The 24,851-nt window shown below is 41.2% G+C and carries 33 protein-coding genes; 13 read left to right on the top strand and 20 right to left on the bottom strand.

Features of this window, described 5'->3' with window-relative positions; all coding sequences use genetic code 11:
• Positions 1 to 60 precede the first annotated feature (60 nt).
• Positions 61 to 495 carry an SRPBCC family protein gene (locus M3204_RS20035; protein ID WP_251486841.1) on the bottom strand — a complete coding sequence of 145 codons (435 nt, stop codon included), beginning with the start codon at positions 493 to 495 and terminating at the stop codon, positions 61 to 63.
• A gap of 158 nt (positions 496 to 653) precedes the next feature.
• Here M3204_RS20035 and rluF point away from each other — a divergent pair, with 158 nt between their 5' ends.
• From rluF to M3204_RS20015, 4 genes are all read left to right on the top strand, one after another.
• Positions 654 to 1,361, top strand: coding sequence for a 23S rRNA pseudouridine(2604) synthase RluF (gene rluF, locus M3204_RS20030; RefSeq protein WP_251486871.1), 708 nt, complete (start codon positions 654 to 656; stop codon positions 1,359 to 1,361).
• A 129-nt stretch (positions 1,362 to 1,490) separates the two neighbouring features.
• Positions 1,491 to 2,258: an RQC-minor-1 family DNA-binding protein gene (locus M3204_RS20025; protein ID WP_251486840.1), complete on the top strand. Its 768-nt coding sequence runs from the start codon at positions 1,491 to 1,493 to the stop codon at positions 2,256 to 2,258.
• 126 nt (positions 2,259 to 2,384) lie between these two features.
• A complete protein-coding gene (locus M3204_RS20020) occupies positions 2,385 to 2,831 on the top strand; it encodes a MarR family winged helix-turn-helix transcriptional regulator (RefSeq protein WP_251486839.1) in 447 nt (148 codons plus the stop codon).
• 15 nt (positions 2,832 to 2,846) lie between these two features.
• Positions 2,847 to 4,052 (top strand): MFS transporter, encoded by a 1,206-nt coding sequence (locus tag M3204_RS20015; RefSeq protein ID WP_251486838.1) that lies wholly within the window; start codon positions 2,847 to 2,849, stop codon positions 4,050 to 4,052.
• 42 nt (positions 4,053 to 4,094) lie between these two features.
• Here the strand turns inward: M3204_RS20015 and M3204_RS23800 are convergent, their stop codons facing one another.
• The 5 genes from M3204_RS23800 to pxpB form a co-directional block, all read right to left on the bottom strand.
• Positions 4,095 to 5,273 (bottom strand): YecA family protein, encoded by a 1,179-nt coding sequence (locus M3204_RS23800; protein ID WP_285857075.1) that lies wholly within the window; start codon positions 5,271 to 5,273, stop codon positions 4,095 to 4,097.
• Positions 5,274 to 5,497: 224 nt separating this feature from the next.
• Positions 5,498 to 6,013, bottom strand: a complete 516-nt coding sequence (locus tag M3204_RS20005; RefSeq protein WP_251486837.1) for a CBO0543 family protein — start codon at positions 6,011 to 6,013, stop codon at positions 5,498 to 5,500.
• 123 nt (positions 6,014 to 6,136) lie between these two features.
• Entirely contained in the window at positions 6,137 to 7,081 is a 945-nt protein-coding gene (locus M3204_RS20000; protein WP_251486836.1) for a biotin-dependent carboxyltransferase family protein, read from the bottom strand.
• The gene (locus tag M3204_RS19995; RefSeq protein ID WP_251486835.1) at positions 7,078 to 7,845 is read right to left on the bottom strand and encodes a LamB/YcsF family protein; all 768 of its coding nucleotides are present in this window, start codon (positions 7,843 to 7,845) and stop codon (positions 7,078 to 7,080) included. The genes M3204_RS20000 and M3204_RS19995 overlap by 4 nt, the downstream gene beginning before the upstream one ends.
• A 5-nt stretch (positions 7,846 to 7,850) precedes the next feature.
• Complete coding sequence (gene pxpB, locus M3204_RS19990) at positions 7,851 to 8,567, bottom strand: 5-oxoprolinase subunit PxpB (protein WP_251486832.1); 717 nt, start codon at positions 8,565 to 8,567, stop codon at positions 7,851 to 7,853.
• Positions 8,568 to 8,634: 67 nt separating this feature from the next.
• On the opposite strand from pxpB, the gene M3204_RS19985 reads away from it, so the two are divergent.
• A complete protein-coding gene (locus tag M3204_RS19985) occupies positions 8,635 to 8,931 on the top strand; it encodes a hypothetical protein (RefSeq protein WP_251486831.1) in 297 nt (98 codons plus the stop codon).
• On the opposite strand, the gene M3204_RS19980 is transcribed toward M3204_RS19985, so the two are convergent.
• Positions 8,900 to 9,526, bottom strand: a complete 627-nt coding sequence (locus tag M3204_RS19980) for a pyroglutamyl-peptidase I (protein ID WP_251486829.1) — start codon at positions 9,524 to 9,526, stop codon at positions 8,900 to 8,902. The genes M3204_RS19985 and M3204_RS19980 overlap by 32 nt on opposite strands.
• A 150-nt stretch (positions 9,527 to 9,676) precedes the next feature.
• On the opposite strand from M3204_RS19980, the gene M3204_RS19975 reads away from it, so the two are divergent.
• The 5 genes from M3204_RS19975 to M3204_RS19955 all read left to right on the top strand — a co-directional run bounded on the left by M3204_RS19975 (position 9,677) and on the right by M3204_RS19955 (position 13,084).
• On the top strand, positions 9,677 to 10,123 hold the full coding sequence (locus tag M3204_RS19975; protein WP_251486827.1) for a GNAT family N-acetyltransferase: 447 nt from the start codon (positions 9,677 to 9,679) through the stop codon (positions 10,121 to 10,123).
• Positions 10,124 to 10,283: 160 nt separating this feature from the next.
• Positions 10,284 to 11,111, top strand: a complete 828-nt coding sequence (locus tag M3204_RS19970) for a glycerophosphodiester phosphodiesterase (RefSeq protein WP_251486825.1) — start codon at positions 10,284 to 10,286, stop codon at positions 11,109 to 11,111.
• A 914-nt stretch (positions 11,112 to 12,025) separates the two neighbouring features.
• On the top strand, positions 12,026 to 12,391 hold the full coding sequence (locus tag M3204_RS19965; protein WP_251486821.1) for a DUF2089 domain-containing protein: 366 nt from the start codon (positions 12,026 to 12,028) through the stop codon (positions 12,389 to 12,391).
• A gap of 12 nt (positions 12,392 to 12,403) precedes the next feature.
• The gene (locus tag M3204_RS19960) at positions 12,404 to 12,787 is read left to right on the top strand and encodes an SHOCT-like domain-containing protein (protein ID WP_251486818.1); all 384 of its coding nucleotides are present in this window, start codon (positions 12,404 to 12,406) and stop codon (positions 12,785 to 12,787) included.
• A gap of 6 nt (positions 12,788 to 12,793) precedes the next feature.
• Positions 12,794 to 13,084 carry a hypothetical protein gene (locus M3204_RS19955; protein ID WP_251486815.1) on the top strand — a complete coding sequence of 97 codons (291 nt, stop codon included), beginning with the start codon at positions 12,794 to 12,796 and terminating at the stop codon, positions 13,082 to 13,084.
• A 48-nt stretch (positions 13,085 to 13,132) separates the two neighbouring features.
• Here the strand turns inward: M3204_RS19955 and M3204_RS19950 are convergent, their stop codons facing one another.
• The 3 genes from M3204_RS19950 to M3204_RS19945 all read right to left on the bottom strand — a co-directional run bounded on the left by M3204_RS19950 (position 13,133) and on the right by M3204_RS19945 (position 14,534).
• On the bottom strand, positions 13,133 to 13,651 hold the full coding sequence (locus tag M3204_RS19950; RefSeq protein ID WP_251486813.1) for a GNAT family N-acetyltransferase: 519 nt from the start codon (positions 13,649 to 13,651) through the stop codon (positions 13,133 to 13,135).
• A 21-nt stretch (positions 13,652 to 13,672) separates the two neighbouring features.
• Entirely contained in the window at positions 13,673 to 13,801 is a 129-nt protein-coding gene (locus tag M3204_RS23795; RefSeq protein ID WP_285857074.1) for a hypothetical protein, read from the bottom strand.
• Between the two features lie 109 nt (positions 13,802 to 13,910).
• Positions 13,911 to 14,534, bottom strand: a complete 624-nt coding sequence (locus M3204_RS19945; RefSeq protein WP_251486810.1) for a cell wall hydrolase — start codon at positions 14,532 to 14,534, stop codon at positions 13,911 to 13,913.
• 299 nt (positions 14,535 to 14,833) lie between these two features.
• On the opposite strand from M3204_RS19945, the gene M3204_RS19940 reads away from it, so the two are divergent.
• The gene (locus M3204_RS19940) at positions 14,834 to 16,039 is read left to right on the top strand and encodes an MFS transporter (protein ID WP_251486788.1); all 1,206 of its coding nucleotides are present in this window, start codon (positions 14,834 to 14,836) and stop codon (positions 16,037 to 16,039) included.
• A gap of 110 nt (positions 16,040 to 16,149) precedes the next feature.
• Here the strand turns inward: M3204_RS19940 and nadR are convergent, their stop codons facing one another.
• Both nadR and pnuC read right to left on the bottom strand, forming a co-directional pair.
• Positions 16,150 to 17,181, bottom strand: coding sequence for a multifunctional transcriptional regulator/nicotinamide-nucleotide adenylyltransferase/ribosylnicotinamide kinase NadR (gene nadR, locus M3204_RS19935; protein WP_251486784.1), 1,032 nt, complete (start codon positions 17,179 to 17,181; stop codon positions 16,150 to 16,152).
• Positions 17,178 to 17,882, bottom strand: a complete 705-nt coding sequence (gene pnuC, locus M3204_RS19930) for a nicotinamide riboside transporter PnuC (protein WP_251486780.1) — start codon at positions 17,880 to 17,882, stop codon at positions 17,178 to 17,180. The genes nadR and pnuC overlap by 4 nt, the downstream gene beginning before the upstream one ends.
• Before the next feature lie 155 nt (positions 17,883 to 18,037).
• Here pnuC and M3204_RS19925 point away from each other — a divergent pair, with 155 nt between their 5' ends.
• The gene (locus M3204_RS19925; RefSeq protein ID WP_251486777.1) at positions 18,038 to 18,760 is read left to right on the top strand and encodes a DUF3784 domain-containing protein; all 723 of its coding nucleotides are present in this window, start codon (positions 18,038 to 18,040) and stop codon (positions 18,758 to 18,760) included.
• A gap of 32 nt (positions 18,761 to 18,792) precedes the next feature.
• On the opposite strand, the gene M3204_RS19920 is transcribed toward M3204_RS19925, so the two are convergent.
• On the bottom strand, positions 18,793 to 19,353 hold the full coding sequence (locus M3204_RS19920) for a sugar O-acetyltransferase (RefSeq protein ID WP_251486774.1): 561 nt from the start codon (positions 19,351 to 19,353) through the stop codon (positions 18,793 to 18,795).
• Between the two features lie 24 nt (positions 19,354 to 19,377).
• Positions 19,378 to 19,728 (bottom strand): hypothetical protein, encoded by a 351-nt coding sequence (locus M3204_RS19915; RefSeq protein ID WP_251486771.1) that lies wholly within the window; start codon positions 19,726 to 19,728, stop codon positions 19,378 to 19,380.
• A 183-nt stretch (positions 19,729 to 19,911) separates the two neighbouring features.
• Here M3204_RS19915 and M3204_RS19910 point away from each other — a divergent pair, with 183 nt between their 5' ends.
• A complete protein-coding gene (locus tag M3204_RS19910) occupies positions 19,912 to 20,538 on the top strand; it encodes a nitroreductase family protein (protein ID WP_251486767.1) in 627 nt (208 codons plus the stop codon).
• Positions 20,539 to 20,722: 184 nt separating this feature from the next.
• On the opposite strand, the gene M3204_RS19905 is transcribed toward M3204_RS19910, so the two are convergent.
• The 6 genes from M3204_RS19905 to M3204_RS19880 all read right to left on the bottom strand — a co-directional run bounded on the left by M3204_RS19905 (position 20,723) and on the right by M3204_RS19880 (position 24,836).
• Positions 20,723 to 21,175, bottom strand: a complete 453-nt coding sequence (locus M3204_RS19905) for a GNAT family N-acetyltransferase (protein ID WP_251486765.1) — start codon at positions 21,173 to 21,175, stop codon at positions 20,723 to 20,725.
• A 2-nt stretch (positions 21,176 to 21,177) separates the two neighbouring features.
• On the bottom strand, positions 21,178 to 21,684 hold the full coding sequence (locus tag M3204_RS19900) for a DNA topology modulation protein FlaR (protein WP_435367739.1): 507 nt from the start codon (positions 21,682 to 21,684) through the stop codon (positions 21,178 to 21,180).
• A gap of 106 nt (positions 21,685 to 21,790) precedes the next feature.
• A complete protein-coding gene (locus M3204_RS19895) occupies positions 21,791 to 22,639 on the bottom strand; it encodes an STAS domain-containing protein (protein ID WP_251486759.1) in 849 nt (282 codons plus the stop codon).
• Between the two features lie 161 nt (positions 22,640 to 22,800).
• Positions 22,801 to 23,634, bottom strand: coding sequence for an SPL family radical SAM protein (locus M3204_RS19890; RefSeq protein ID WP_251486756.1), 834 nt, complete (start codon positions 23,632 to 23,634; stop codon positions 22,801 to 22,803).
• Positions 23,635 to 23,799: 165 nt separating this feature from the next.
• Positions 23,800 to 24,444, bottom strand: a complete 645-nt coding sequence (locus M3204_RS19885) for a protein kinase family protein (protein ID WP_251486719.1) — start codon at positions 24,442 to 24,444, stop codon at positions 23,800 to 23,802.
• Positions 24,441 to 24,836: a sporulation protein gene (locus M3204_RS19880; RefSeq protein ID WP_251486716.1), complete on the bottom strand. Its 396-nt coding sequence runs from the start codon at positions 24,834 to 24,836 to the stop codon at positions 24,441 to 24,443. The genes M3204_RS19885 and M3204_RS19880 overlap by 4 nt, the downstream gene beginning before the upstream one ends.
• Between the last annotated feature and the right edge of the window lie 15 nt (positions 24,837 to 24,851).

Below are 24,851 nucleotides of genomic sequence, written 5' to 3'. Positions count from 1 at the left end.
TTCAACAAAAAAAGAACCAAAGACGGAATGATTACATTTTCCATCTTTGACTCTTATTTTTTAGGCTTCAAGGATTTCTTTGATTCTTTTAAGATCTTTATTATTTGCCTTTTTCATCATCGAGGACATAAAAGGCGAAATTAATTTAGAAAAACCGCTTGGTTTCCCCTGGTTCCTCAACGTCATGATAGTAGTGTTTTGATCAATAGCTTCCCATGTGTAGGTAGTCTCCATCGGAAAAGGACCTTCAGAGGTTCTCATAACAAGCTTCTTTCCTGGGATATATTCAACAATCTCATATATATATGCAAGTTCCCTCCCCAGGAATTTTGCATTAAAAGCAATCCTGGAGCCGATTCTTAACGGCTTATCCGTTTTCCATTCAGCTGAATCGATATTCACATACCATTCAGGAGCATTGTCAGGATTCGCTGCATATTTAGATACCCTATCGATAGGGCAATTAATCTTAATCTCTGTAAAGACGTCAACCAAAATAATTCCCCCAAAAATAACTGTTTCGTTCATTATAATGTAAAAATAGTAAAACTCCATCTATTTTCAAAGAAGTAATTACTTGGGCAAAACCTTGAAAATAACCACCGAGTGGAATATCCTTAAGGATATAATTCAGATTTAAGGATGGGATTAATCTGCGTATCAATAAATTCATTAGCGAAACAGGAAAAACATCGAGGCGCGGCGCTGACAGACTGATTGAGGAAGGGCGCGTGACAATCAATGGAAGGGTTGCGAAAATCGGCAGCCAGGTTGAGCCCGGGGATGATGTAAGGCTAAACGGCGAGCAAATCAGGATGGCGCAAAACTATGTTTACATTGCCTTAAATAAACCAGTTGGCATTACCAGCACGACGGAAAAACACGTTAAAGGCAATATTGTTGACCTGGTCAATCATCCTTTGCGCATCTTCAATATCGGACGGCTTGATAAGGATTCAGAAGGACTGATTCTGCTTACGAATGACGGCGATATCGTTAACGAAATCCTCCGTGCCGAAAACCGTCATGAAAAGGAATATATCGTCTCAGTAGACAAGCCAATTACCCCGGAATTCGTCAAGGCCATGTCTGAAGGTGTGCGTATTCTCGGGACAAAGACACTGCCTGCTAAAGTAGTCCAGCTATCAAAGTATGAGTTCAACATTACCCTCACCCAGGGATTGAACAGGCAAATCCGCCGCATGTGTGAAGCGCTCGGATATGAAGTCTATCGGCTTCAGCGTATTCGCATCATGAATATTCACCTTGGAAATCTTCCAATCGGGCAATGGCGCGACCTGACTAAGAAGGAGAAAAAGCAGTTATTCAGTGAATTGAACTACGAGCCTAAGGAATGGTAGGATGAGCAACTTTTCAAGCTCATCCTCTTTTTTATTGGCGGAAGTTGTTTTTGAAATCATTGGCTTGGAGATCGAATTATGTTGTAATGATAGTAATAAGCTTCTCGATTAGAGATAGGAGTTTTTAATATGACTAATAACAATACGATAACCCCCTTATCAGAGGATGAAATTATAACAATCTTAATTGCTGCTAATGAGATCATCATGTACGGTGGAAAAGGCCTGCTTGGCAAGATTATTGCAGGTTCAAAGGATAAACGTATTTTCACTGCCAATCTTCATCATTCGCCGGCGTATGGCGCATTTGAGGGCATGAAACAAAAGGAAATCATGGAAAAGGTAGAATGGGTTCTTTCAAACGGCTATCTATCAACCGATGAGAAGCTCTCCCTGCTTGTTTTTACAGAAAAAGGCTGGGATACAGTCAAGGATGCACTTGCTGAAGATTTTTACACAGAGTTAGTCCTTGCCGCAGAATTTGAAAGGTATGAATATTTAGAAGTCATCAGAAGTCAAAGTCCTGACCTCCGTATGCTTATTCTCGATGTTATTGAAGAGCAGGGAGATACAGATTTAATTGAAATGCTGATGGCCTGGCTGGACATTGAGATTGACAAACCGTTACCTGAAAGGATTCATGAAGTCATTCAGAAGCTGGACAAACCGTATGCCCGATCAGGTGCGATAGATGATTCAGGTTCTATTGAGGCTAATAAAAAATGGCTTGCCCTTCCTGCTGATATACGCCAGATGTTCATTCGGAATGTATTTTGCGGCAAATGCCTGGATGCAGTCCAAATTGAAAAATATATTATTAAGAATCATCGCGACACGATTGTCCTTGAAGGCAGATGCAAGACTTGCGGCCATAAAGTGGCGAGAGTGATTGATTAAAAGGAAAATGCCTGGTTTTTAGAACCAGGTATTTTTTTATCTCTAAATACTTTGTATACAAATTATATTTACACATAATAAATTCAGCGTTATAATTTAATGAAAGGCACTAAGGGGGATTCATTCATGGATATTACTATGGACAAAGCAATCGGCTCGGCCTCGGTCCGGTTAAGCAAGAAGCTTACACGCATTATCAACATTTACTTAAAGCCTTATAACATTACTACAGAACAATGGAGTGTTCTTCGTACTTTGAGCGATTCCGATGAAATCTCCCAAAAAGAACTTTCCCAAAGATCGGATAAGGATCAGGCAACCTTGACAAAAATCCTTGATCTCCTAGTAAAGCATGAATTAGTAGAAAGACTGCCTAACCCAGCGGACCGGCGCTCCTTTTTGATAAAAATTACCGCCAAGGGCGGAAAAATAGTGCACGAAGTGACTCCCTACCTCGAGAAAATCTTTCTAAAAATCACTCGTGAAATTAGTGAAGAAAAACTATTGATGTACAGAGAGGTCCTGCTCTCTTTAGAAGCCAATATTGACGGACTTTTGGAGCAAAACAATTAGAAAGAAGGCTTTATCATGAAACAACCATCCAAGATTTGGACAGCACAGTTTACGGCCATTGTATTAATGGCTTTTTTATTTTTCCTTTGCCTTCAGATGCTTACGGCTGGCTTTCCCGCTTTTATTACAGACATTGAAAATGATCCTGCTCAGGGCGGCTTGATGACTACTATTTTCATGGTTGCAGCAATTGCAACTCGTCCATTTGTCCCGTCCCTTATGCAGAAAATGGATAATAAGAAATTAAGCCTGATTTCACTGGGGTTAGTCGCGATTTCTGTCAGCTTGAGTTTCGGCCAGGACTCCGTAGCACTATTATTGCTGTTGAGAGTTTTTCATGGCATTGGCTTTGGCATCATCACGACTGTTTTTTCGACGATGGCAACAAACATCATTCCAACACAACGTCTTGGTGAAGGGATTGGCTATTACGGTCTTGCAACTAGTGTAGGCACCAGCCTCGATCCGATGCTTGCTTTAGCATTGCTGCAAGTCTTTGCTTTCAATATTTTAATAGCCTTGTCTGTCGGATTAACTTTTTTAACTATGATCTTAAATATGTTCGTAAAAAGTACGCCTAAGGCTGGTTCACAAAAGGTGATTGTGCAGCAATCCAGCTTTAAAGAACAAGCATTTGACCGAAACGCCTTTACACCGGCAATCCTTACAGCGTTTTTCTTAATCACCCTGGGAGGTGTCGTCAGCTTCCTTCGAGAGTTAGGAAAAGAAGCGAATCTCGGCGGTTCGATATCGCTTTTCTTCCTTGTCCTGACGATCATCATGATTATCGTCCGGCCCGTATCAGGAAGAATGTATGATAAATATGGCCACAAAGTAATCATCTATCCTGCCACTATTTCCGGTATCATCGGACTGTCCCTTTTGGCGGTTACAGGGAACACAATAACACTTCTGGTGGCCGCTGGATTTTACGGAATTGCTTATGGAACTGTCACTCCCACTCTTCAAGCGCTGGCGGTCAGTGCAGTAACTAAGGAAAAACAAGGAACCGCTAATGCGATGTACTTCTCGTCCATGGATCTAGGAATGGCCGTCGGGTCTGCCGGCCTTGGAATTTTGGCTTCCCATACTAGCTACCATTTCATTTACGGATTTTCAATTGTATTCCTCGCCGGATTGCTGCTTGCTTACACTTTTATTTTTATTTTGAAAAAGCCAAAAGCAAATTATTCGGAAACACCAAATGAAGTTGGGATATAAAAAACACGGTGAAGCAGCTTCACCGTGTTTTTCACTTTTTATTTATTTACCACAGCACTTTTTATACTTTTTACCGCTTCCGCAAGGACATGGATCATTGCGTCCGACCTTTGGCTCTTTCTTAATGGTCTGTGTCTGAACCATTGGGAATTCTTGAGATTCCAATTCCATTTTCCGTTTAAAATAGTCTTCATCCCGCTGTATTGCAAGCCTTTTCCACTCATCCAGTTTCGGGTGGTCAATTCCCATTACTTTATAGTAACCATACAGGATCCGCTCACTTTCCAGGATCGAAGAGTAATATCCTGCGTTTATGGCATCTTCCACAATCGGCAGTGCTTTATCGGAAAGCTGATGACAAAGAGCTTCAACTATTAGTACTTTATTTTCTTCGTCATCTATTATTGGGTATAAACTCTTGAGCTTTTCTATTGAACTCTCTGTTTTTGTATTCCCCAGGACGGAAATAGGATAGATTGACATAGAAGAGTTATTAATAAAAGGAGCAACGTGCTCCACTACCTCATCTGATTGAAACGATGCCAAAGTATCAGAGACCTCTTCCAGCAACAAATCATCTTCTCTGCCAAAAAGACTTGCCAGCTGCGGAATATATTTCCGTTCATTCATCAGTCCTGCCATGTATACAGCTAATATCCCATTAAACTGAAAGAATTTTTTATCTTCCTGCTCCCTTAATGCATATTTAATTTCATAATCTGGTATCAAACCACGATTCACCATAATACGGGCGATTTCTTTTGATTTAAAATACAGCTCGTCATTAAATGATTCCTCTATTGAAAGATCAGCAAGAACTGAACCATACTCCTCCCAAACTGGTTCTTCTTCACCAGTAATCAGGAATTGATAGTAGTCAAAATCCTTCTTAGGCAAATATTCCTTAAGCTCAGTACGGTGCTCCATCTTTAGTTCCGGATTCAGATTGCGAATTAATCTTGCATACAAAAATGCACGATCAGGATCAGCTTCTCTTGTCGCCTGCAGCAGTACCTTTACTGCTTCACTATTAAATGGCAGCCTGTCTATATTCGCTAAAATTATCGTTTCCTTTTCTTTTTTAGCCATTGCTTCCTTCAACAGCTTAACAGTCCAGTCTTCCGGAACCTTTGGATATTCCATCAATGCATGCATGACAAATTCCTGGACGAGTATATCATCAGACAATAAGTGAGGTTCAATTTTTTCGAGAAAACTCATTTTGCACCCTCCTCTTTTTCATATTTTCTATTAAATCATTCTAACAGAAAAGGAAAAGCAGGCACATTTTCGGCCTGCTTCTCTCGTTTTATTCATTGTGACGGTTGCTCTTTACATCCTGCCTGCTGATATAAATCCACATTGCTATGTAGGTCAATAACAGCAGCACCAAAAACACCGGTGCCGAGAGTACATTTTGGATTAACATGAATGTGCCACCTCTTTTACTTTAGGCTGTCCAGCGGAAAAGGAAATATGAAATAAAAAATGATTGCAAGCGGGATAGAGATGACCCAGGCCCTTGCTGGATTTTTATAATGGATCCACAGGACAACAAATAAAATCAAGTTCAACCATATGTTATGCCAGCTGTTCCAGCCATTATCGTACACATACATTCCTCTGTGCGCGAATAAAGCCTCGATAATCGTATAGAATGCTACCCATATACCGACATAAATCAGCTGGTTCCTTCTTGATGAAGGGAAACGCTGCAGGTAAATGATTAAACCGACAGGACAAATGAAGAAGGTGAAAGCGATGTTGATAATCGAGTGGTTAAGCCAATCGGCCGTAATCCCTCGAAATGCCCATAAAGTATGATTATAGTAAAGTGTATTGTAAAGCAGGTTAATGACCATAAAAAACAAAATCGTCGAGTACTGTTTTTTCCATTGAGACCAATCAACAAATTTGTAGGCAAATAATATCCAGACTAGCATTACCAATAATAAATACATATACCGAACTCCCCCGTAAAAAACTGATTTTATCAGTTATTTCCAGACGGAAAGTTTTTATACCGCAGTGCGTTTTATAAAATACGACCTGAATCCGCAACAATTCAGCTCTTTTGTCCATATTTACAATCCGGTTCCAAGTGATAAGCATTTGAAAAGTCTTTTCCACTCAATATATAAATCCTGTGCTTCCTTTATTGAAACGTTCTTGAAGCGAATGACACTTCCGGGCTGAGCCTGAGCAAGTGCGGGAATATCAACAGAAATGACTGTAGTAATGCGTGCATATCCACCGGTCGTCTGCCGCTCTGCCATCAGAATGATCGGCTGGCCGTTGGCTGGCACCTGTATGCCTCCAAGCGGGATAGCATCGGAAATAATATCCGCTCCCCCTATATGGCTTAACTTCGGGCCATCCAAGCGATAGCCCATCCTGTTCGATTGAGCTGAAATTATATATTCACTTGATAGAAATTGCTCGATGGTGTCTTTAGTGAATTTCTCTATGTGTGGCCCGAGGATCACTCTTACTGCAAGCTGCTTTTTATATTCGGGTATTAAATCAGGGTGTAAAAACTTATTTTTCATAACCGCGGGATGTCCATACAGGATATCCCCTGCTTCCAAAGCCCGGCCGTTAAAACCGCCCAACTTGCCGTTTATGAAGGTGGACTTGCTGCCTAACACTGGAGGAACATCAATGCCGCCAGCAAAGCTGATATATGCTCTTGCCCCACTCTTCAGCTTACCGAAGGACAAAACCTCTCCTTTTTTTAAAATAGAGCTTTTCCACATCGGCATTTCCTGCCCATTCACCATAGGCTGTAAGTCGCCGCCGCAAATGGCGATGGAAACATCGTTTAACGCTTCGAGACTTGGGCCTGGCATAGCAGCTTCGAGAACTGCTTCACCAAGCGGATTTCCTGTCAGAAGATTTGCAAGCTGCATCGAATAGGAGTCCATTGCTCCTGAGGGACTGATACCATATTGCTGGTAGCCGAGTCTTCCTGAATCCTGAACGGTGGTCTGCAATCCCGGCTTCAAAACCTTAAAAAGGGGCATTGTCATTTTGCAACCCAGCTTTTACCGACTGCAATCCCCTCATATTCAAGGGCTTGCTTCAATTTCTTTACAAAATTTAAGGCGTGTGGTTCATCACCGTGAATACAGATCGTATCTGCCTTGATTTCAAGGTCTGTACCGTCCACTGCTTGAATTTTTCCTTCCCGGACCATTCGCAATAACCTTTCAGTGGCAATCTCTTCATCATGCACCATCGCATTGGCCGATGACCTTGGTGTCAACGTCCCATCCGGCTGATAATTCCTGTCGGCAAAAACTTCATGCGCCACCTTCAAGCCTTTTTCCTCTCCAGCCTTAACCAGCCAGCTTCCCGTGAGTCCGAATAAAACTAATTCGGAATCCATATCCATTACTGCCTCGGCAATGGCATCGGCGATCAACTTATCCTTGGCTGCCATATTATATAGAGCACCATGCGGCTTCACATGGACAAGCTTTGTGCCGCAAGCCTTCGCTACGGCTGATAAAGCGCCAATTTGATATACAGTAAGATTATAAATTTCCCTAGGACTCATATTTATTTCCCGCCTGCCGAATCCATGCAGATCCGGAAAGCCAGGATGCGCTCCGATTTTCACGCCATGTGACTTTGCCATTTTTACCGTTTCCATCATGACATTATGGTCACCAGCATGATAACCACAGGCAATGTTGGCGGATGAAATGTGCTTCAGCACTTCCTCATCATTGCCAATCTTATAGAGTCCATAGCTCTCACCCAAATCACAATTCAGATCAACTGATAACACGCTCATCACTCCCTTGCGTAAGTCTTCACCTGATAGGACTCACCCAGTTTCTTTATTTTTAAAAATTGCTCCTTGTCGATAGGCACGAATTTTATGTAATTCCCGGCACTTAACAGGAACGGTTCTTCTTTTATCGGCTCAAATAAACTGACGGGCGTTACACCAATTATTCTCCAGCCTGATGGAACGTCTGCAGGGTAAATGCCAGTCTGGTTCCCGCCAATCCCAACGGATCCGGGCAATACACTTTTTCTTGGATTCTCCAATCTAGGCACCGCTACTTTTTCGGGCAAGCCTCCGAGATATGGAAACCCCGGCATAAAACCCATCATATAGATTAGGTACTCACGATTAGCATGAAGCTTAATAATTTCCTGCTCACTCAATCCATGATACTCAGCTACATACGCTAAATCAGGGCCCATTTCTCCCCCATAACAGACGGGAATCTCAAAGACAACCGGCTTGTCTTGGTGAAATTGCACTGAGGAATGATGGATCTTTTCAAGTTCCTTACATAAAGCTGCATAACTGATGCGGTCTGGTTCATAATAAATTGCCAACGATGTATAGGCGGGTACCCATTCAATTACGCCACTTATTTTTGCCTTTTCAAGCTTGTTTATTAACTTGCGGATACAGCCATTCGTCCCTTCATCAATTTTATCTCCCAATGAAATGCGAACAGCCGAATCACCTAGCGGCACGATAACCAAATTCATAGCACGCTCCTTATAAGAAAAGCGCAAGCGCCTTGGTCAGCCCCGATACGCGCTCGAGGGGCTGCCAGTGAAGTCGTTCTTTGACTTCATTGGCAGGACCGAAATCGAAATGTGTAGCCGACTGCCCAGAAACGCAGAAACTGGAGACTCCGACAAAGAAGCGCTTTTTGCTTCTGCCGGCGGAGTTGAGGTTTCGGAGTTTCTAGGAGGCACAACTAGACAAGCGTCTCAAGGGGCTAGGCGCTGGAGCTGGACAATTCTTAAAGTAAATTTTATACGCTTATTTTATCAAAAAATGCCAGACTCTTTTAATCTGGCAACATCTTTTCATTTTAAAACTCTTTCCTGGCACAAGTTTGAATAATTACCTTTAATGCACTTGTCATCACTTCCTGCGGCAAGGACGGTAAGGCAGGATTGCGAGACGACATTTCTGTCGATGCAGGAAAATGGATAAAACCAGCTTTAATCGGCAGATTATTTTTCTGGATATAATTCAGTACAACATACAGCGTATTATTGCAGATGAACGTTCCAGCACTATTAGAAATTGCAGCTGGAATATGCTGAGCCTTTAGATTCTCTTCAATCAGTCTGTTTGGCAGTGTCGAGAATAAACCATCAGGACCATCCTTGTCGATCAATTCATCCGTGGGAATAATGCCCCTATTATCAGGATATGGATCTCCTGACCCAGTATCCTTAATATTGATGCCAATCCGCTCAGGAGTGATCGCCGTCCTGCCCGCCGCCAGCCCGCATGAAATCACTACATCAGGATTGACCTCCTCAATCTTCGCAATCAATTCCTCCGCGCACTCATCATAATTAACTGGCAGCAAAACCGTTGAAATCTCAACGTTCTCTATATCAAAACTTACCGCTTCCTTTAATAATTCCTCGGTAGGGTTGATACTCATCTTCCCAAACGGCTCAAAGCCGGAGATTAGGATTTTCATTTTGTTAGCCTCTTTTCTTAAGTAAAAATCAGAGTATTAAAAAAAAGTCTTTGTATAAAAATTGTACTATAGTTAAGGATAGATATATAGATTCTTAACTTTTAATGTTATATTTTTTTTTACTATTCTTATAAATGAGCAGGTGATTCTGTGGAAGTAGAATACGGCAAAGCAACGGAACATGAACTGGCTGAAATCTTCAGTCTTGCTGGCATCAACAGGGCTGAGGCGACTGGGATTAATGATGATAACAATAAGGAGAATATGATTGCGTCATATAAGGACTCTTTAGATCATGGAGCTTATTTTCTTGTTGCGCGCACTAATGATTCTTTGATTGGCTGGGTATTGGTGGATCGGAGCGTGGATTGGTTTACGCATAAGGAAATCGGCTGGATCAGTGATGTGTATGTAAAGCAGGAGTTCAGGAAGAATGGTGTTGCGAAGGCGTTGCTCGAGCAAAGCCTGGTGGAATTCAAACACATCGGATATGACGATGTCCGCCTGAATGTCTTTTCTTTTAACGAGAAAGCAATGCGCCTATATGAAAAACTGGGATTCAAGGATGTCAGCAAGTTTATGCGGATTGAGATTTAAATGCGGGATTTAAACCTCAATTATTGTAAAGAAAAGTAAGCAAAAATGACCAGTATTTTTTAATAATCTATAACTCTGGCTCAACATAAGTGAAATACGCGCTAAACATTTCTTCGTTAATCTAGCAGTGTTACATAAAACATGCAGAGGAGATGGAGAAATGAAAAAAACTTTAATCGGAACAGGACTTGCTTTAACTTTTTTGCTAAACCCTTTTCAACAAGCGTTTGCTGCGGAGCCTACTACTGGTGAATTAAGGCAGTTCGACACTGTTGCTCATCGCGGAGCAGCAGGGTATGCACCGGAAAACACCATTGCTGCATTTGACAAAGGACTTGAAATGAAAGCTGATTACATTGAAATTGACGTCCAGAGAAGCAAGGATGGCCAATTGGTCGTCATCCATGATACTACAGTCGATCGAACAACGGATGGCACAGGGAAGGTTGGTGACCTGACCTTAGAGCAGCTAAGAAGTCTTGATGCTGGAAGCTTCAAAGGTGAGCAGTTTGCTGGTGAAAAAATCCCTACTTTTGACGAAGTGCTCGACCGCTACCACGGAAAAATCGGTATTTTAATAGAATTAAAAGCTCCTGAGCTTTATCCAGGAATTGAGGAAGCTGTGGCAGAAGAACTGAAGGAACGGAATCTCGATAAGCCGCAAAATAATAAGATTATCCTTCAATCTTTTAACTTTGGATCGATGAAAAAGATGGACAGTCTTCTGCCTGAGGTTCCGATTGGCGTCCTGACTTCTTCTAAGCTTCATGTGACCGGTGCAGCATTGCAGGAATTCGCTGCGTATGCTGACTATTTCAATCCAAGCTACGGCCTTGTTTCCAAGGAATTAGTTGATAAAGTCCATAATCTAGGCATGGAAATTCAATCCTGGACTGTCCGCAGCCCTGAAGCAGCACAATTCCTGATCGACATGAAGGTAGACGGCATTATTACAGACTATCCGGATTACGTCGATCCACGTAACTAAAAACAACCCTTATTAAAGGGTTCCGTTTTGAGGTGCGTTTCTTAAATTACGTGCCAAAATGACAGTCGTATTGTCATCGTTATTGGTATATAAAAAAGTCAAACTCGCCATAGTAATTGGCGAGTTTCTTCATTAGGAGTACAAAAACCTTATTTATATTAAACCTCATTTCCTTGTGATACGGTTCACCGAAATGCAGAAAAATGAGGTTCTCTTGGATCTTTGAATATGAATTGAGTAACCAGTAAAAGAAAAAATTAGCGGAGATTTTCCGGTTAAATGCAGAAAGGAGCTCGTTTCAGGGGAAAATAAGGGGAGTTTTTCCGATTATGCAAAGCAAAATCGCCCATTTATGATTTTTTTAAAACAATAGGCGGAATATCTCCGTCTATTTAAGTCTTTTTTAAAAGTAATTACTATTTAAGCGGAATTTTTCCGTTTATTTATCAGATCGGGTGCTTAACCTAATTCCCAAACCGATAATCGCGGCCCTCTTGATCCTAGATGAGTGTATCAGCAGCTTTTTATCGACCAGCTTATAAAGATCAATAAACTAGTACTCAAAACGGGACCCTTTTTTTAAATTGTACAATGCTTATTGTCCTTTATAATAAGGATGTCAGTTGCTATGTCAGAGTTAATGAAATTCTGTAAGAACCTTAATAAAGAAAAAGACGTATGCCAATTCATACGTCCATCCCTTTGTGTTTTAATAAGAAAACATCCGAAAACAAAACCCTTTAAATCGATATATGACGAAGGACAGGTTTTTTTATCCCAAATACAAAGAAGTTAATATCAAAATTAAAAAAGTTAATACATAAGTTAATTTATTTAATATATTTTAAAATAAATATTTACTTTTTGATTCAATGCCCATAAAATGAATTTAAATAACACGAAAGGAGGCAGTTATGGCTTATCCTGTTATCACAAATTGTCCGGTATGCACTCGAACCTTGAAAATCACCAAACTAAAATGTAATCATTGTGAAACGACTATTGAAAATGAATTTGAGCTCTCAAAGCTCGCTTCATTAACGAAGGAACAGCTTCAGTTCGTAGAAATCTTCCTGGTATCCCGTGGAAATATTAAAGAAGTTGAAAAAGAGCTCGGAGTCTCCTATCCAACTGTTCGCGGAAAGCTGAACGATATTATCACTTCCCTTGGTTATGATACCCAAAAGAAAAATGAGCTAGATGAAAAGAGAATCGTTACCATGCTGGAAAAAGGAGAAATTTCTCCTGAAGACGCAATCAAACTTTTAAAAGGTGAATAAGGAGGAGTCAGAATGAAGGAAGAAATCACAAAAGTTTTAACGATGATCCAGGAAGGAAAAATCGATTCTGAAAAAGGAGCAGAGTTGCTTTCTGTTCTAAAAGAAAAGGGAGCTGACTTGGAGCCTAAAAAACTGAATAAATACTTAGATAAGACATTGAAAATCCGTGTAGTATCCAAGGAAAATGACAATGTAAACGTAAATGTGCCGATCAAGCTTGTGAAAGCAATCCTGAAAACTGGGCATAGCATCGCAGCAAGTATTCCTCAATCACAGCAATATGTTAAGGATCTTGATATTAATCTGCTGATTGATGCCATTGAAAATGAACTGGATGGCAATATTGTTGATATACAATCCGCAAACGGCGATACCGTTAAAGTTACAATCGAATAAATTGCCATGATAAAAGTAAAAGTTAAAACCTCAAAGAATATATCTTTTTACCTCCCTGTTCCTTACACAATCTTAAAAGCTGCTAGTTTAATTCTTACATCAAATAAATTCCACAGCCAGCTGCACAAATGGGCTAACCAGGACCTTAAGCATAAAACTGTTCCCGCAGAGCTTTTTAAGGTCGTTTTAAACAAGCAGCTAATGCACGAAATTATCCGTGATCTAGGCAATTACAAAGGAATGGTCCTTGTAGATGCTAAATTACATGATGGAACCGAAGTCATTGTAAAACTATAAACAAAGAAACCCTGGCTTCCAGATTAGATGACAGGGTTTCCGTTCAAATCAAAATAACTTCTCAAAACAAACGTATTTTTCATGTCCTACTGGCTTTCCTGACAACATCACTTCTCCTGTATTCTGATAATCTCTTTTCTCGTAAAATCTGACTGCTCCCTCATTTCCTGAGTATGTATCTAGGCGCAGGGCTGCATATCCATTATCCTTTGCAAAATCCTCGGCAAACTGGAGCATCTTGCTCCCATAGCCGCCTCCCTGAGCAGAGGGATCGACACAAAACGAATGGAGGATCAGCGGCTTTCCGTCAATCTCAGTCCAATTTGCACCTTCCCATTCTGGAGTCTGCCACTCATCGAGGACCATTGCTCCAAGAGTATCGACACCTTTTTTTAAGATAAACAATTCCTCACCCTTCATTGCATTTACAAAATATTCATGGTTAGGATATTTCTCGTCCCATTGTAAAATCCCTCGAGTTTCAAGATATTCCTTACACTCTCCAAACATCTCACCGATAACAGGCAAATCATTTTCTGTTGCCTGCACAATCTGTTCTTCAGCCATCTTCCTGCTCCTTTCCCACCGCTACTCACTATCCGGTGTTGTATTAAAAAAGTTAGCGCTTTTATCCTTTTTCTTCCCTTCATCTTTCTTTTCATCCATTTTCCCGTCAGACTCATAGCTTAGCTTGAAGTCCTTTTCATTCTTTTTCATGCCGCTCACCCCTTCTATTTCTCCCTCAATAATGTGGTTAGTTTGTCCTTATATTTCCTTTTAAATGTAAAAAGCACCGATCCCTTTAAGAATCGATGCCATACAAGGTTTAATATGCAAAATGATGATTGCCGATCTGTTTCGTGACTGTCCGTGTAAAAATCCACTGGTCAGTTGCAAGCTTAGGATTATAATAATAGACCGAGCCATAAGTAGGATCCCAGCCGAGCAAAGCGTCCTTTACGGCGTGAAAGGCGTTATAATCCGGTTTAAGATTATATTGGCCATCATTCACGGCTGTAAAAGCATTTCGCTGAAAGATAACATCATAAACTGTATCGGGAAAATCATTTGATTCAACCCGATTTAAAATTACAGCTGCGACGGCAACTTGTCCATGGTAAACTTCACCCCTGGATTCACCGTACACAACATGGGCCATCATCTCAATATCGTTTATCAATCTAGACGTCTTTGGCCCGATCTCTCCGGTCATTTCGAGCCCAAAATCCTGTTGAAACTGCTTAACTGTGTTACTTGTTACAGGTCCATAGTAACCAGTTGTTTCAGCAGGGAAATACCCTAGCTTCTTTAAAACCGATTGAATATATGTAACGTCTGAGCCAGTTGACCCCATTCTTACCATTTGTGCTGCCTGTGCTTCAGGCTGGGAAATACTCAGTGCAAGAAGCAGCATTGCTGCAGCTGCCAGGCTTTTTATGTACTTCTTCAAAAATCTTCACTCCTATTTTTTTATGAACGCTTGCTGGCATTTAATTTACTTCACCTCACTTTCAGCCATATCCACTTATAAATTCCCTGAAATCCAAAGTGAAAACTCGGCCAAAAGAATGGAAAATGTTATTTTAAGTGGTATAAATTTCATAAGCCGTATCTCTTTTCGTGAAAAAACAGTTATTAAATAAGAGGGTTATCCAGAAATATTTAGCTTTACGAAGTTTTATTATTATCCGATAATTGTAGTATGTAAGTTACACACACAAATTTATGAAACCGAGAGGCTTATATCGTATGTGGAGAAATAAGAATGTTTGGATTTTATTGACTGGGGAGTTTATTGCCGGTCTCGGGCTATGGTTGGGGATAATCGGCAACCTAGAATTTATGCAGGAAAAAATCCCGTCTGACTTTTTAAAATCGCTGCTGCTTGCAGCAGGATTGCTCGCCGGTATTGTGGTAGGGCCAATCGCAGGAAGGCTCACGGACCAGTATAGCAAAAAGGCGGTCATGCTTATTTCCGGTTTCGTCCGGGCAGTGAGCGTTATTTTCATGCTCATCGCCATACATACTGGATCGGTATGGTGGATGCTCGTCTTCCTCGTCCTCTTGCAGATATCTGCCGCTTTTTACTTCCCGGCGCTTCAGGCCGCGATTCCGCTTGTGGTCGAAGAGAATGATTTGCTTCAGCTTAATGGCGTCCATATGAATGTTTCTACACTTTCCCGGGTCATCGGCACCGCTGTAGCCGGGATTCTGCTAGTTGCTATCCCTTTAAACATGGTTTATGTATTATCACTTGCTGCCTATCTCATTTTGTTTGGCTTAACATGGTTTTTACAGTTTGACGAACAAAAGAAAGTTAAGCCAGCAAAAGCCGGTGTGCAAAAACAAGGGTTCAAGGACTTATTCCCTGTTATTATCAAGTTGCCTATCGTGATGATGACCTTAATCCTTGTATTAATTCCGCTCCTGTTTATAGGTGGATTTAATTTGGTGGTCATCAACATCAGTGAACTTCAGGATAGTTCCGCAATCAAGGGCTGGATTTACACAGCAGAGGGCATCGCGTTTATGAGCGGCGCATTTCTAATCAAACGCATCAGCTATAAATTTTCGCCTTATAAGATTTTGTTTTCTAGCTCGCTCCTGATTGGTTTGTCACAGCTCTTGCTATATTTTGCAAATGTACCAGCGTTAACGATTATTGCCTTCCTTGTCTTTGGATTTTCAGTTGGTTGCTTTTTTCCTACAGCGGCAACGATTTTCCAGACTAGAGTTCCCAAAGACTATCATGGACGGTTCTTTTCTTTCCGGAATATGATGGACAGGGTCTTCTTCCAGGTTGTCCTGCTCATGACCGGATTCTTGCTGGACGCAGTCGGCCTTCAGAATATGAGCGTCATGTTCGGAGCCTTATCAATCATGATGACTGCCATCTTCTTCATCAAGTCACGTAATTTACGCGCAATGGCTGATACTGAGCAAAATGCCAGCTAATAACACGAGAAGTAAGCTGCCTGCAAGAAACAGGCAGTTTTTTTAATTTTTCAAAATGAAATTGTCAGTTTTCAAAATCAGTAAGATTAGTATAGTAAATTAACATGTTCCTATGTTAACAGCTTATCCACAAGCACAATGGCCCTGCTCAACCGTTCTTCATAATCCCCTTTGATAATCTCATAAGCTATTCCTTGTTCCAGCAACAATCTTTTCAGAGCTGCATTGTTCGCTTCTCGTACAGATTGCTCTCCAAAGCTTCTGGTACCATCATCTACCCATTCGACATCTGGTTCGAGAAACAGCCATAAATCATAATCCTGTATCGAAGCGAGCTGGTCCAATACAGACTGGTGTTCATTTACATAAAGCATCGAGAAATATTGGGTGACCGTTGCCTCCGTATCAACAAACAACACTTTATTCGCCTTCTCTAACTGCTGCTTTTCACGGTATTTGTGTTCGATCGCGATTTCCGGAAAATCTGTTGGCAAAGTGATAGTTTCGCAGTCTCCCAGTCTTTCATAATAGATCCGCCCGATCTCTTCTACGTATGTCGTGTTGTAAAGGGCAGCAAGATTCTGGACAAGCGTGGATTTTCCACAGCTTTCTGTTCCGACAATGACGACTTTTTTTACAAAGAAGGGTTGGACAACCTTGGGCAGCATTTCCCAATGTTTGATGGCTCCTTCTGTCCTGATCGCTGTCGCTGAAATAGGATACTTCTCCCGGTCAGCGTCAATCACCACATGCTTTGCATTTGGATATAGCACGTTAAAATAATCACTGTATCGATTTTCAGAACTGAAGACTACATCAATTTCTTTGCTGATCGCTTTCTTAATAGCCTCAGCCCCCTTTTCCCAGTCAGAAAAGTGCCCAGTCTGTATTTCTTCTATCACATGAACATGTACATGTGGCAAATCCTTAGTCAACTGGGACCACCATCGAACGCGCATTTTGTATGGAATGTTAGGGACTTTCGAGTTTTTGAAAATTTCGTTTTTCTCATGCTCGGTATCATACGAAACGATTACGTGAAGCTCTTCGACCATGGTACTTGCTTTAATCATTGCGTACACATGACCCAAATGGACAGGGACGAATTTGCCCCCATACATTCCTACCTTTCCGATCGTCATGCAGCTGCCTCCAAATCTTGGCGTTTGGACATTCTGGTCCAGTTGATATAGCCGTAGATTGAATTCACCAGGAACGCGGACCACATGACTAGCATCGAGATGTCGTTTCCGCCCGTTGATACCAATGCGCCGATCCATAGAATAATTGACAGGACATTGACTGATATCCATAATGCCCATTGTTCAGCAAATCGTTTCAACATTAAAATTTGAGCTGAAATCGACAGCACATTCGTCGCCGAGTCAATCCAGACACTCTTGCCCCCCAGGAATTTCAAGAAGAAGCTGTATGCGACAATCGAGATTGCTACTATGACAAGCATTTTGACCCACCCCTCTTTGGTGAGGCGCTGAACAGGAATGTCTTCACCTTTGACACTTTCACTGCCCTTGATTTGATTCTTTCTCCACATGTAAATCCCGATGAACTGGACAGGAAAATAAAACAGTCCGTTCAGCATCGCCTCGCCATACAGACCATATGTGTAAGCAATATAGGCATATGTAGACGTTTGAATAATTCCAAAGTAGTAGTTTGATATTTTCCCTTTTGCAACGAGAACAACACAAAGCATCCCTGTAATTGAAGAAATTAGTCCTAAAAGAGAATCCTGCCAGGCAAAAAACAAATAGATATTGACCGCTGTGAAAAGAAGCAGCCAGCTCTTTTCAAATGCAGTCCAATCCCTTAAAAATTTCAATGAATCCACTCCTCGTTGTCATTTACTTTGTTTTCCATTTAAACATTCCACAGCCTTGGCTTTTTTTCCTTCCTAAGTGATTTTATGAAAAGTGAATCCTGTTTAGCAGATAATCCGTAGTAATTATAAGAGGGTTTATTTAAGGGAGTGATCTTATGGGATTCTTAATCGGGGTGCAATTATTTCTTATCTTCATGTTTCTTTTCTTCGGATGGGCCATAGTAAAAAAACAATGGTACTGGCTGATTTCCAATTTTAACGGCAGATCGAAGGAAGTACAGGAGAGATTGATCGAAAATGGATATCCGCAAAGAGTCGGAAAGCTGATGCTTGCGACTGCCGTGGGAATGGGGATCTTGCTGCCATTGAGCTTTACAGCTTTCGAATATTCCATCGATGTCCAGTTCGGGTTCATGATTGTCTTTTTGCTCGGCGGACTCATTTACTTGTCTAAATATGAGTTAAAGGAGAAAAGGAACCGAAGCTATATCATTAGCTCAATTATTGCAATTGGCACAGTCGGGTTTAGTGGCGTCCTGTTCTACCTTGGGTACCAGGACTTTGAATTAAAGGAACATCAGGACTCTTTTGAAATCACCGGTATGTATGGCGATGAATGGAATTATTCTGAGATTCAGACGGTTCAACTTTTGGAGGAAATGCCTGAGGTGGTTTTGAAACAAAACGGGTTCGGGCTTGCGACGATGTCGAAGGGCCAATTCAAGGTACAATCGTACGGAAGCAGCCTGCTGTTCATCCACAAAGGCTCGTCCCCTTATTTATATATAGAAGCGGACGGCAAAAAGATTTTTATCAACAGCAAGAACCCTGAGCAAACGAAGGAATGGTATGAGATTCTTGTAGAAAAAACTAAATAATAAGGGTGCCTCGATTCCCGGGCACCTTTCAGTTATAACTCTATTTCTTTTATGATTCTGGCTGGATTCCCGCCTACAACCACATTGTCACGCACATCCTTCGTAACGACCGCACCCGAAGCTACGACCACATTATTGCCGATCGTCACTCCTGGATTGATGACGGCCCTGCCGCCGATCCAGCAATTATCTCCTATTGTCACTGATTTTCCAAATTCCGGTCCTGCAATACGCTCCTGAGGATGGATTGGATGCGCAGCTGTGTAGATGTGGACGCCTGGCGCCATGAAGCAATTCTCCCCGATTCGCACCTCACATACATCCAAAATCACACAATCAAAATTAGCATAAAAGTTTTCGCCAATATGGATGTTGTAGCCGTAATCACACCTGAAGGCTGGCTCGATGAAAAACTGCTCACCTGTCGATCCAAAAAGCTCCTTTAAAATCCTTGTACGGTTTTCATATTCCGTTTCTGTTGTTTGATTGTATAGCCTCGTCAGCCTGCGGCCATTTTCCCGTTCCTTCACCAATTCCGGGTCAGCCGCATTATAAAGCTCTCCATCAAGCATTTTTTGTTTTTCCGACTTCATTCTTATTCCTCATTTCATGATGATTCATTCGTTCCACTTTTCCCATATCATCGAATTGTGTTTAATCCATTCATCTAACTGGACTCTATTAAAGAGTTTTTCCTCCTTAATTTCAATAAAGGGAATGAACCTATATGTATCAAAGCTTTCGAGCGGCTCCCTTTCTTTTTGCTGGACATTTATTAAGTCTACAAATTGCTGCTCATTAAGGCTTAAATATTTTGCTGTCTCTTCCATTGTCATAAGCCCTTTACCTGGTATCTCATTTTGTTCGGGAATTTTCTCTCCCACATGTTCTTTCCCCAACTGATACCCATTATACAAGAGTGCCAAGCTAAGGACGAAAATGGAAATGGCCAATAGGTTCTTGCTCATAATAACCCCCCTCAATCTTATTGTATATTTCATCTCCAAGGAATTTAAAGACATTACCCTCTCGTTTGGCCATATATTGGCACAGTCAGTGTAAGCCAACTTGGTTGACTTCCCCACTTACTAAGAGTAACCTATATAATGCTTACTAAAAGTAAGTTAACTATAGGTTTGGAGGAACAGAGAATGAATGCATCAGAGACAAGCTTATCTACGGTAATCCGTGAGCGCCGTTCTGTCAGAAAATATGATCCTGGCTTTACGATTTCACAGGAAGAAATTTTAGATATATTAAAAGAAGCCACTTTGGCCCCTTCTTCAAGCAACCTGCAGCCCTGGAAGTTCATCGTGATCCAGGATCCGGAAACGAAAAGGGAACTAAGGTCAATCGCAAACAATCAGGAGCAGGCAGAAACAGCATCCGCTGTAATTGCTGTGCTCGGCGACAAGGAAATGTATAAAAATGGGGAAAAGGTTTATCGCGGCTCATATGAAGCAGGCTACATGGACGAAGCAACCATGAAAATGATGATTGAGGGCACTAACAAACTTTATCCAGCTGCTCCAGTTGAAACGAGAGCCAATATCGCTTCCTTTGACGCCGGACTTGTCTCCATGCAGCTTATGCTGATTGCGAAAGCCAGAGGCTATGACACAGTCCCAATGGGCGGCTTCAACAAGCAGCAGTTCATTGAAAAATTCAATGTGGACGAGCGTTATATGCCAGTAGTACTGATTGCATTAGGCAAAGCAGCAGTTCCTGCTCATAAAACAACACGCCTTCCAATTGAGGATATAGTGAAGTTCATTTAATCAGCAAAGGACCAATAAACTTGGTCCTTTTTTGCTGTTAAATTCTTTTACATAGCATCTGTTGCAATTTTTTTACCTATAACTCACTTGGTCGAATCTAAATTCCAGAGAAACCGTATGTACTTCACATAAGCTTAATTATCAGTTTCCTATTCATATTTTCAAACTTAGAAAAAGATAAATGTTACTCGATTTCATACACAATCCACTCCGATTGCTTGCCGCCCATTTTATTATAGAGACCTTGAGCAACTAAATTATCGCGAGCCGTTTCCCATGTCATATAAGCAAAATCATTCTCTCTGATATATGAAAGGCATGTTTCAAACAACTGCTCGCCAACCTTATAACCTCTTGCCTCAGCAGCAACAAATAAGTCGTTCAAGATGGCTGCCTTTTTCACCTGCAGCGTGCTGAAAGTGAAATACAATGTGGCGAAGCCAACTAGCTCCCCTTCTTTTTCTGCCACAAATTGCAATCCTGTCTCGGTATGAGCAATCAGGTGCCGGATTAAATCTTTTAAATTCCCTTCATTAGGTTGTGGCTTTTGATAAAAGCCGACGATGTATTGGACCATCAGATCGTATAATTGAGGTATATCTGTTTCATTCGCTTTGCGTATTGATAGTTCAGCCATGACTATGCCCCCATTTTATAAATTTTTTCAATTTCAGTGTTATCGGTTATGATAATCACTTTATCACCAAACTCGCTAAGAAGAGTCATTATTTCCTGCCTGTTTTTATCCTCAAAGTCGCGGTTCCATACAAACATCTTCCGGAACATGGTGAATGTGGGTTTATAATTGGATTTTTCAATCCCAAGCTTTTGTAAAATGAACCTTTTAATGATCCTGAATGTCCTTATCCTATAGGGAGAATCCAAAAGAAGGATGACATCTGCATTTTCAAAGCTGGCTTGAACCCATTCATAATGGACACCCTCAATGATCCACGCATCAGAATTTATCAGACTCTGCAAAAATTGATCTCTTTCTTTTTCGCTTCGTCTGACATCACTAGTCTGACATCTCTTCCACACAACATTATCAAGCTCATAGTGAGGAAGCTTAAGATTGGCTGAAAGGTTCCTGGCTAATGTGGTCTTGCCGCTTCCTACCGACCCGATAATATGAATTTTTTTCATCATAGAAATCATCGCTTTGCTAATAGATTATTTATCAAATTCTCTTTCTGTGGTAAAACTCCTCTTTTAGAGCAAAAAAAATAGCTGCCGAAGCAGCTTTTGTGTTTTATGCATTTTGCAATGTCTGGATTTCTTTGAATGCTTGGTGCAGGTTTGATTTTACTGTAATACCTTCTAGATTCAGGCCAAGGGTAACCATTGTATGGGCAACCTCCGGACGGATTCCGGTCATTATTGTTTTAACGCCTACTAAAGATAGGGCGTTGATGACTTTGAAGAGCTGGTCTGCAACCATCGTATCGACGATCATTACACCTGATACATCAAAAATAAGGTGAGTAAGCTTTAGCCTTACAGATTGCTCAAGTGTTTCTTCCATCAGCAACTGGGCTCTTTCAGTGTCTACGTTGCCGACAAGCGGCAGTACACCGACGCCCGGCAGTAATGGAACAACCGGTACAGACAGTTCAAGTAAGGCTGTCTTTGCGTTTTCAAGACTCTTTTGATGAGAGTCTACAAATGTAAGACTGAAACTGTAGATTGCATGGTCCATTAACGGATCTATTACATTCAGAACTTCAAAGATAGTCGATGCTGACATATCCTTTGCTTCCTCTTTGATGGCATTCCAAATATGCTCACGATAAAAACTAGTATCTTTTAAGGCTTCATCCAAAGAAGCGCCTAGCTTATAAATGTATTCACCAGTTTCTTTTCCCCAATTTGTAATCTTTTCAAATGCCTTTTCTTGATCGTCATGCTCGATTAATGCCTCACCAAATAAACCAATAAAATTAGCGCGCACTTCTAGAATCTGCTGTTCTATTTTCTTTAATTCATGTTTTTGTGCTTCAGTTAAAATCGCTTCATCGTATCTGTCTTCATGGACAACTTTGGCAATTTGGTGTTTTCTTTTAACAATAGCTTCCCCTAAGGTTTGTAATGTATTGGTCATTTATATTCCTCCAAGCGTCCAATGACGACTTTCTTTTATCTATATTATTTGAAACGTATAATTCCAAAATTCACTGTTATAATCCATCATAACGCAGGAGAAGAAAACAGGACAAGTTTTTAATACTGTACAGGTAAAAATTCACTTAGCTGCTAGTAAATTCATGCACCTGGACCGAAACCTTTTTGAGACACCAGCACCTCAGTCTCGTCCCCAAATTCATCCTTCAGCATATTCAAAACTACCTTATGGGCTGTAGGGTTGTACCATTTTTCCATTCCTAGCTGATCAAAAATCCTGGAAATTCCTAATTTCTCAGTCCGTTTGCCGCCGCTTCCATCACCCATCCAAAAATCGTCAAGCGTAACTCTGCTCGCTAAGTTTTTAAGCTTTTTCGGAAATTCGCGTGAACATGGCAAAAGCGGGGAGATTGTCGCTTGGGTCAGAATGCCGGCTTCAGTTATTTCTCTCAGGGCGTTCATTCGTGCGGGAATAGGCGGGGAAGTTGGGGCAAAGGCTTTTCGAACCTCTTCCTTGTCAGTTTCGATTGTCATCGACACCCTTATTTTGTTCCCAAACTGTTGAAACAGCTCAAGATCACGGGTTACTAGCGGTGACCTTGTCTGCACGAACAGGAAGTCCGGCTGTTCCTCAAGCATCACCTCAAGGAGGCTTCTTGTAAGCATTGTTTTCGCCTCAATCGGCTGGTAAGGATCCGTAGCTGATGACATAAAAATTGTAACAGGACCTTTTCTCTTTGCTTTTATTAACTCTTTGCGCAGCAATTCAGCCGCGTTTGTCTTTATATCGACCCATGTTCCCCATTCTTCGTCCCGAAAAAGTGAAACCGGAAGCTGCCTGACATAGCAATAACTGCATCCAAAAACACATCCTGCATAGGGATTCAGCGAATGCGAGTATTCATTCAGCAAGCCCCTTCCAGGAGTCAGGATACTTTTCGAGAGGATATCATTAATGTTCAGCTTCACGTTCATCACTTTCTATCCTATATTCTCTAATCATTATACCGATAAATTTAAAAAGCAAATAAGACTGGAACCGAATTTACTATTGGTAATTTATGTATCAAAAAGCCTTGTCCATTTCGTAAGGCTGTTAAAAATAGTATGACTGCTTCCACCAAATGATTGTCTCCTTTCTCAATCAAATGATGGAAGCAGTCCTTTTTTATAAAAGAATGCAATTAAATTCATGACATGCACAGGCACTTTTTTAGGAAAGCGTTCGTGCCTGTAAAATTTCTCGAAAGCCATCTTAAGGTCCTCCCACTGGGAGCACTTCTTCGTCTGCCGGAAGCGAGCCACGTCAATCAGTCGTACTTTTCCTTCCGGAGTGATGATGATGTTCCTTAAATGGATATCGGACGGATTCAAGCCTTTTTCACGGGCAAGCTGCAGAGCGTCATCAACTTCCTTTATATGCCCTGCCGCGATTGGAATCCCTTTTACCAGGCAATTGAACAGCGTGGTGCCCTGGACATAATCTATGACAAGATAATTGCTGCCTGATTCATGCATAGACGGGAAAAAGGGATTGCCCTTTAGTTGTATATAGATTTCTGCTTCTTCAGCGGCTATCATTTCAAATTGTGGAAAGAAGACCTTCAATACTAAGTCGGTCCCGCGGATTCGGAATGCAAAGGCACTTCTGCCCTCTCCAATCAGCTGCAAATCGGCACCTTTCTCTGCCAATACCACTTTGGAACCTTTAGAAGTATAAACTACACTTTTGGCTAATTCGTCGTATTGATACAATGGGCTTCTCTCCTTTCTTTTAATCTTCAACCACTCACCACCTTGATCATGTCTTCGTCCCAGCTTTCTACACCTTTTTCAAAAGTAAGCTTCGTCTTAAAATGATAAGAGATTTTCTTGCTCGAAACTGGCACATCCACAGGCAGCTGGAAGGAAAAAGGAACTTTGTCGTCCCCTTCAGACTGAATCCTTGTTTGGATCGCGATTGTTACAGTATCTATAAACTTTTCCAAACCGGTCTTTTCATCAACCATCACAAGTGAGCATTCAATTTCCTGCAGTTGCTGGTCAATTGTGCCGCCCTTGATTAAAAATTGCCCATTCACTGATTCTCCCGGCTTTAATACGTCCTTCTCCAAAATGAGGTCAATCTGGGCCGATCCCACACCAAGCAATGACATATACTTCCTTAATAGCATCATGATCCTCCATTTATA

Source organism: Mesobacillus subterraneus (assembly GCF_023715485.1).
Lineage (GTDB): Bacteria > Bacillota > Bacilli > Bacillales > Cytobacillaceae > Mesobacillus > Mesobacillus subterraneus_B.
This window is presented reverse-complemented; position numbering and strand designations above follow the sequence as displayed.

Bases quoted from the DNA above. Each gene is read 5' to 3' on its own strand.
- M3204_RS19940 (WP_251486788.1), top strand. From the start codon at position 14,834: ATGTGGAGAAATAAGAATGTTTGGATTTTATTGACTGGGGAGTTTATT.
- M3204_RS19915 (WP_251486771.1), bottom strand. From the start codon at position 19,728: ATGAGCAAGAACCTATTGGCCATTTCCATTTTCGTCCTTAGCTTGGCA.
- M3204_RS20025 (WP_251486840.1), top strand. From the start codon at position 1,491: ATGACTAATAACAATACGATAACCCCCTTATCAGAGGATGAAATTATA.
- M3204_RS19960 (WP_251486818.1), top strand. From the start codon at position 12,404: ATGAAGGAAGAAATCACAAAAGTTTTAACGATGATCCAGGAAGGAAAA.
- M3204_RS20005 (WP_251486837.1), bottom strand. From the start codon at position 6,013: ATGTATTTATTATTGGTAATGCTAGTCTGGATATTATTTGCCTACAAA.
- M3204_RS19925 (WP_251486777.1), top strand. From the start codon at position 18,038: ATGGGATTCTTAATCGGGGTGCAATTATTTCTTATCTTCATGTTTCTT.
- M3204_RS20000 (WP_251486836.1), bottom strand. From the start codon at position 7,081: ATGACAATGCCCCTTTTTAAGGTTTTGAAGCCGGGATTGCAGACCACC.
- M3204_RS19920 (WP_251486774.1), bottom strand. From the start codon at position 19,353: ATGAAGTCGGAAAAACAAAAAATGCTTGATGGAGAGCTTTATAATGCG.
- M3204_RS19910 (WP_251486767.1), top strand. From the start codon at position 19,912: ATGAATGCATCAGAGACAAGCTTATCTACGGTAATCCGTGAGCGCCGT.
- pxpB (WP_251486832.1), bottom strand. From the start codon at position 8,567: ATGAATTTGGTTATCGTGCCGCTAGGTGATTCGGCTGTTCGCATTTCA.
- M3204_RS19955 (WP_251486815.1), top strand. From the start codon at position 12,794: ATGATAAAAGTAAAAGTTAAAACCTCAAAGAATATATCTTTTTACCTC.
- M3204_RS19965 (WP_251486821.1), top strand. From the start codon at position 12,026: ATGGCTTATCCTGTTATCACAAATTGTCCGGTATGCACTCGAACCTTG.
- M3204_RS19880 (WP_251486716.1), bottom strand. From the start codon at position 24,836: ATGATGCTATTAAGGAAGTATATGTCATTGCTTGGTGTGGGATCGGCC.
- nadR (WP_251486784.1), bottom strand. From the start codon at position 17,181: ATGACGATCGGAAAGGTAGGAATGTATGGGGGCAAATTCGTCCCTGTC.
- M3204_RS23800 (WP_285857075.1), bottom strand. From the start codon at position 5,273: ATGAGTTTTCTCGAAAAAATTGAACCTCACTTATTGTCTGATGATATA.
- M3204_RS19905 (WP_251486765.1), bottom strand. From the start codon at position 21,175: ATGGCTGAACTATCAATACGCAAAGCGAATGAAACAGATATACCTCAA.
- M3204_RS19895 (WP_251486759.1), bottom strand. From the start codon at position 22,639: ATGACCAATACATTACAAACCTTAGGGGAAGCTATTGTTAAAAGAAAA.
- M3204_RS20020 (WP_251486839.1), top strand. From the start codon at position 2,385: ATGGATATTACTATGGACAAAGCAATCGGCTCGGCCTCGGTCCGGTTA.
- M3204_RS23795 (WP_285857074.1), bottom strand. From the start codon at position 13,801: ATGAAAAAGAATGAAAAGGACTTCAAGCTAAGCTATGAGTCTGACGGG.
- M3204_RS19970 (WP_251486825.1), top strand. From the start codon at position 10,284: ATGAAAAAAACTTTAATCGGAACAGGACTTGCTTTAACTTTTTTGCTA.
- M3204_RS19980 (WP_251486829.1), bottom strand. From the start codon at position 9,526: ATGAAAATCCTAATCTCCGGCTTTGAGCCGTTTGGGAAGATGAGTATC.
- M3204_RS19890 (WP_251486756.1), bottom strand. From the start codon at position 23,634: ATGAACGTGAAGCTGAACATTAATGATATCCTCTCGAAAAGTATCCTG.
- M3204_RS19950 (WP_251486813.1), bottom strand. From the start codon at position 13,651: ATGGCTGAAGAACAGATTGTGCAGGCAACAGAAAATGATTTGCCTGTT.
- M3204_RS20015 (WP_251486838.1), top strand. From the start codon at position 2,847: ATGAAACAACCATCCAAGATTTGGACAGCACAGTTTACGGCCATTGTA.
- M3204_RS19900 (WP_435367739.1), bottom strand. From the start codon at position 21,684: ATGAAAAAAATTCATATTATCGGGTCGGTAGGAAGCGGCAAGACCACA.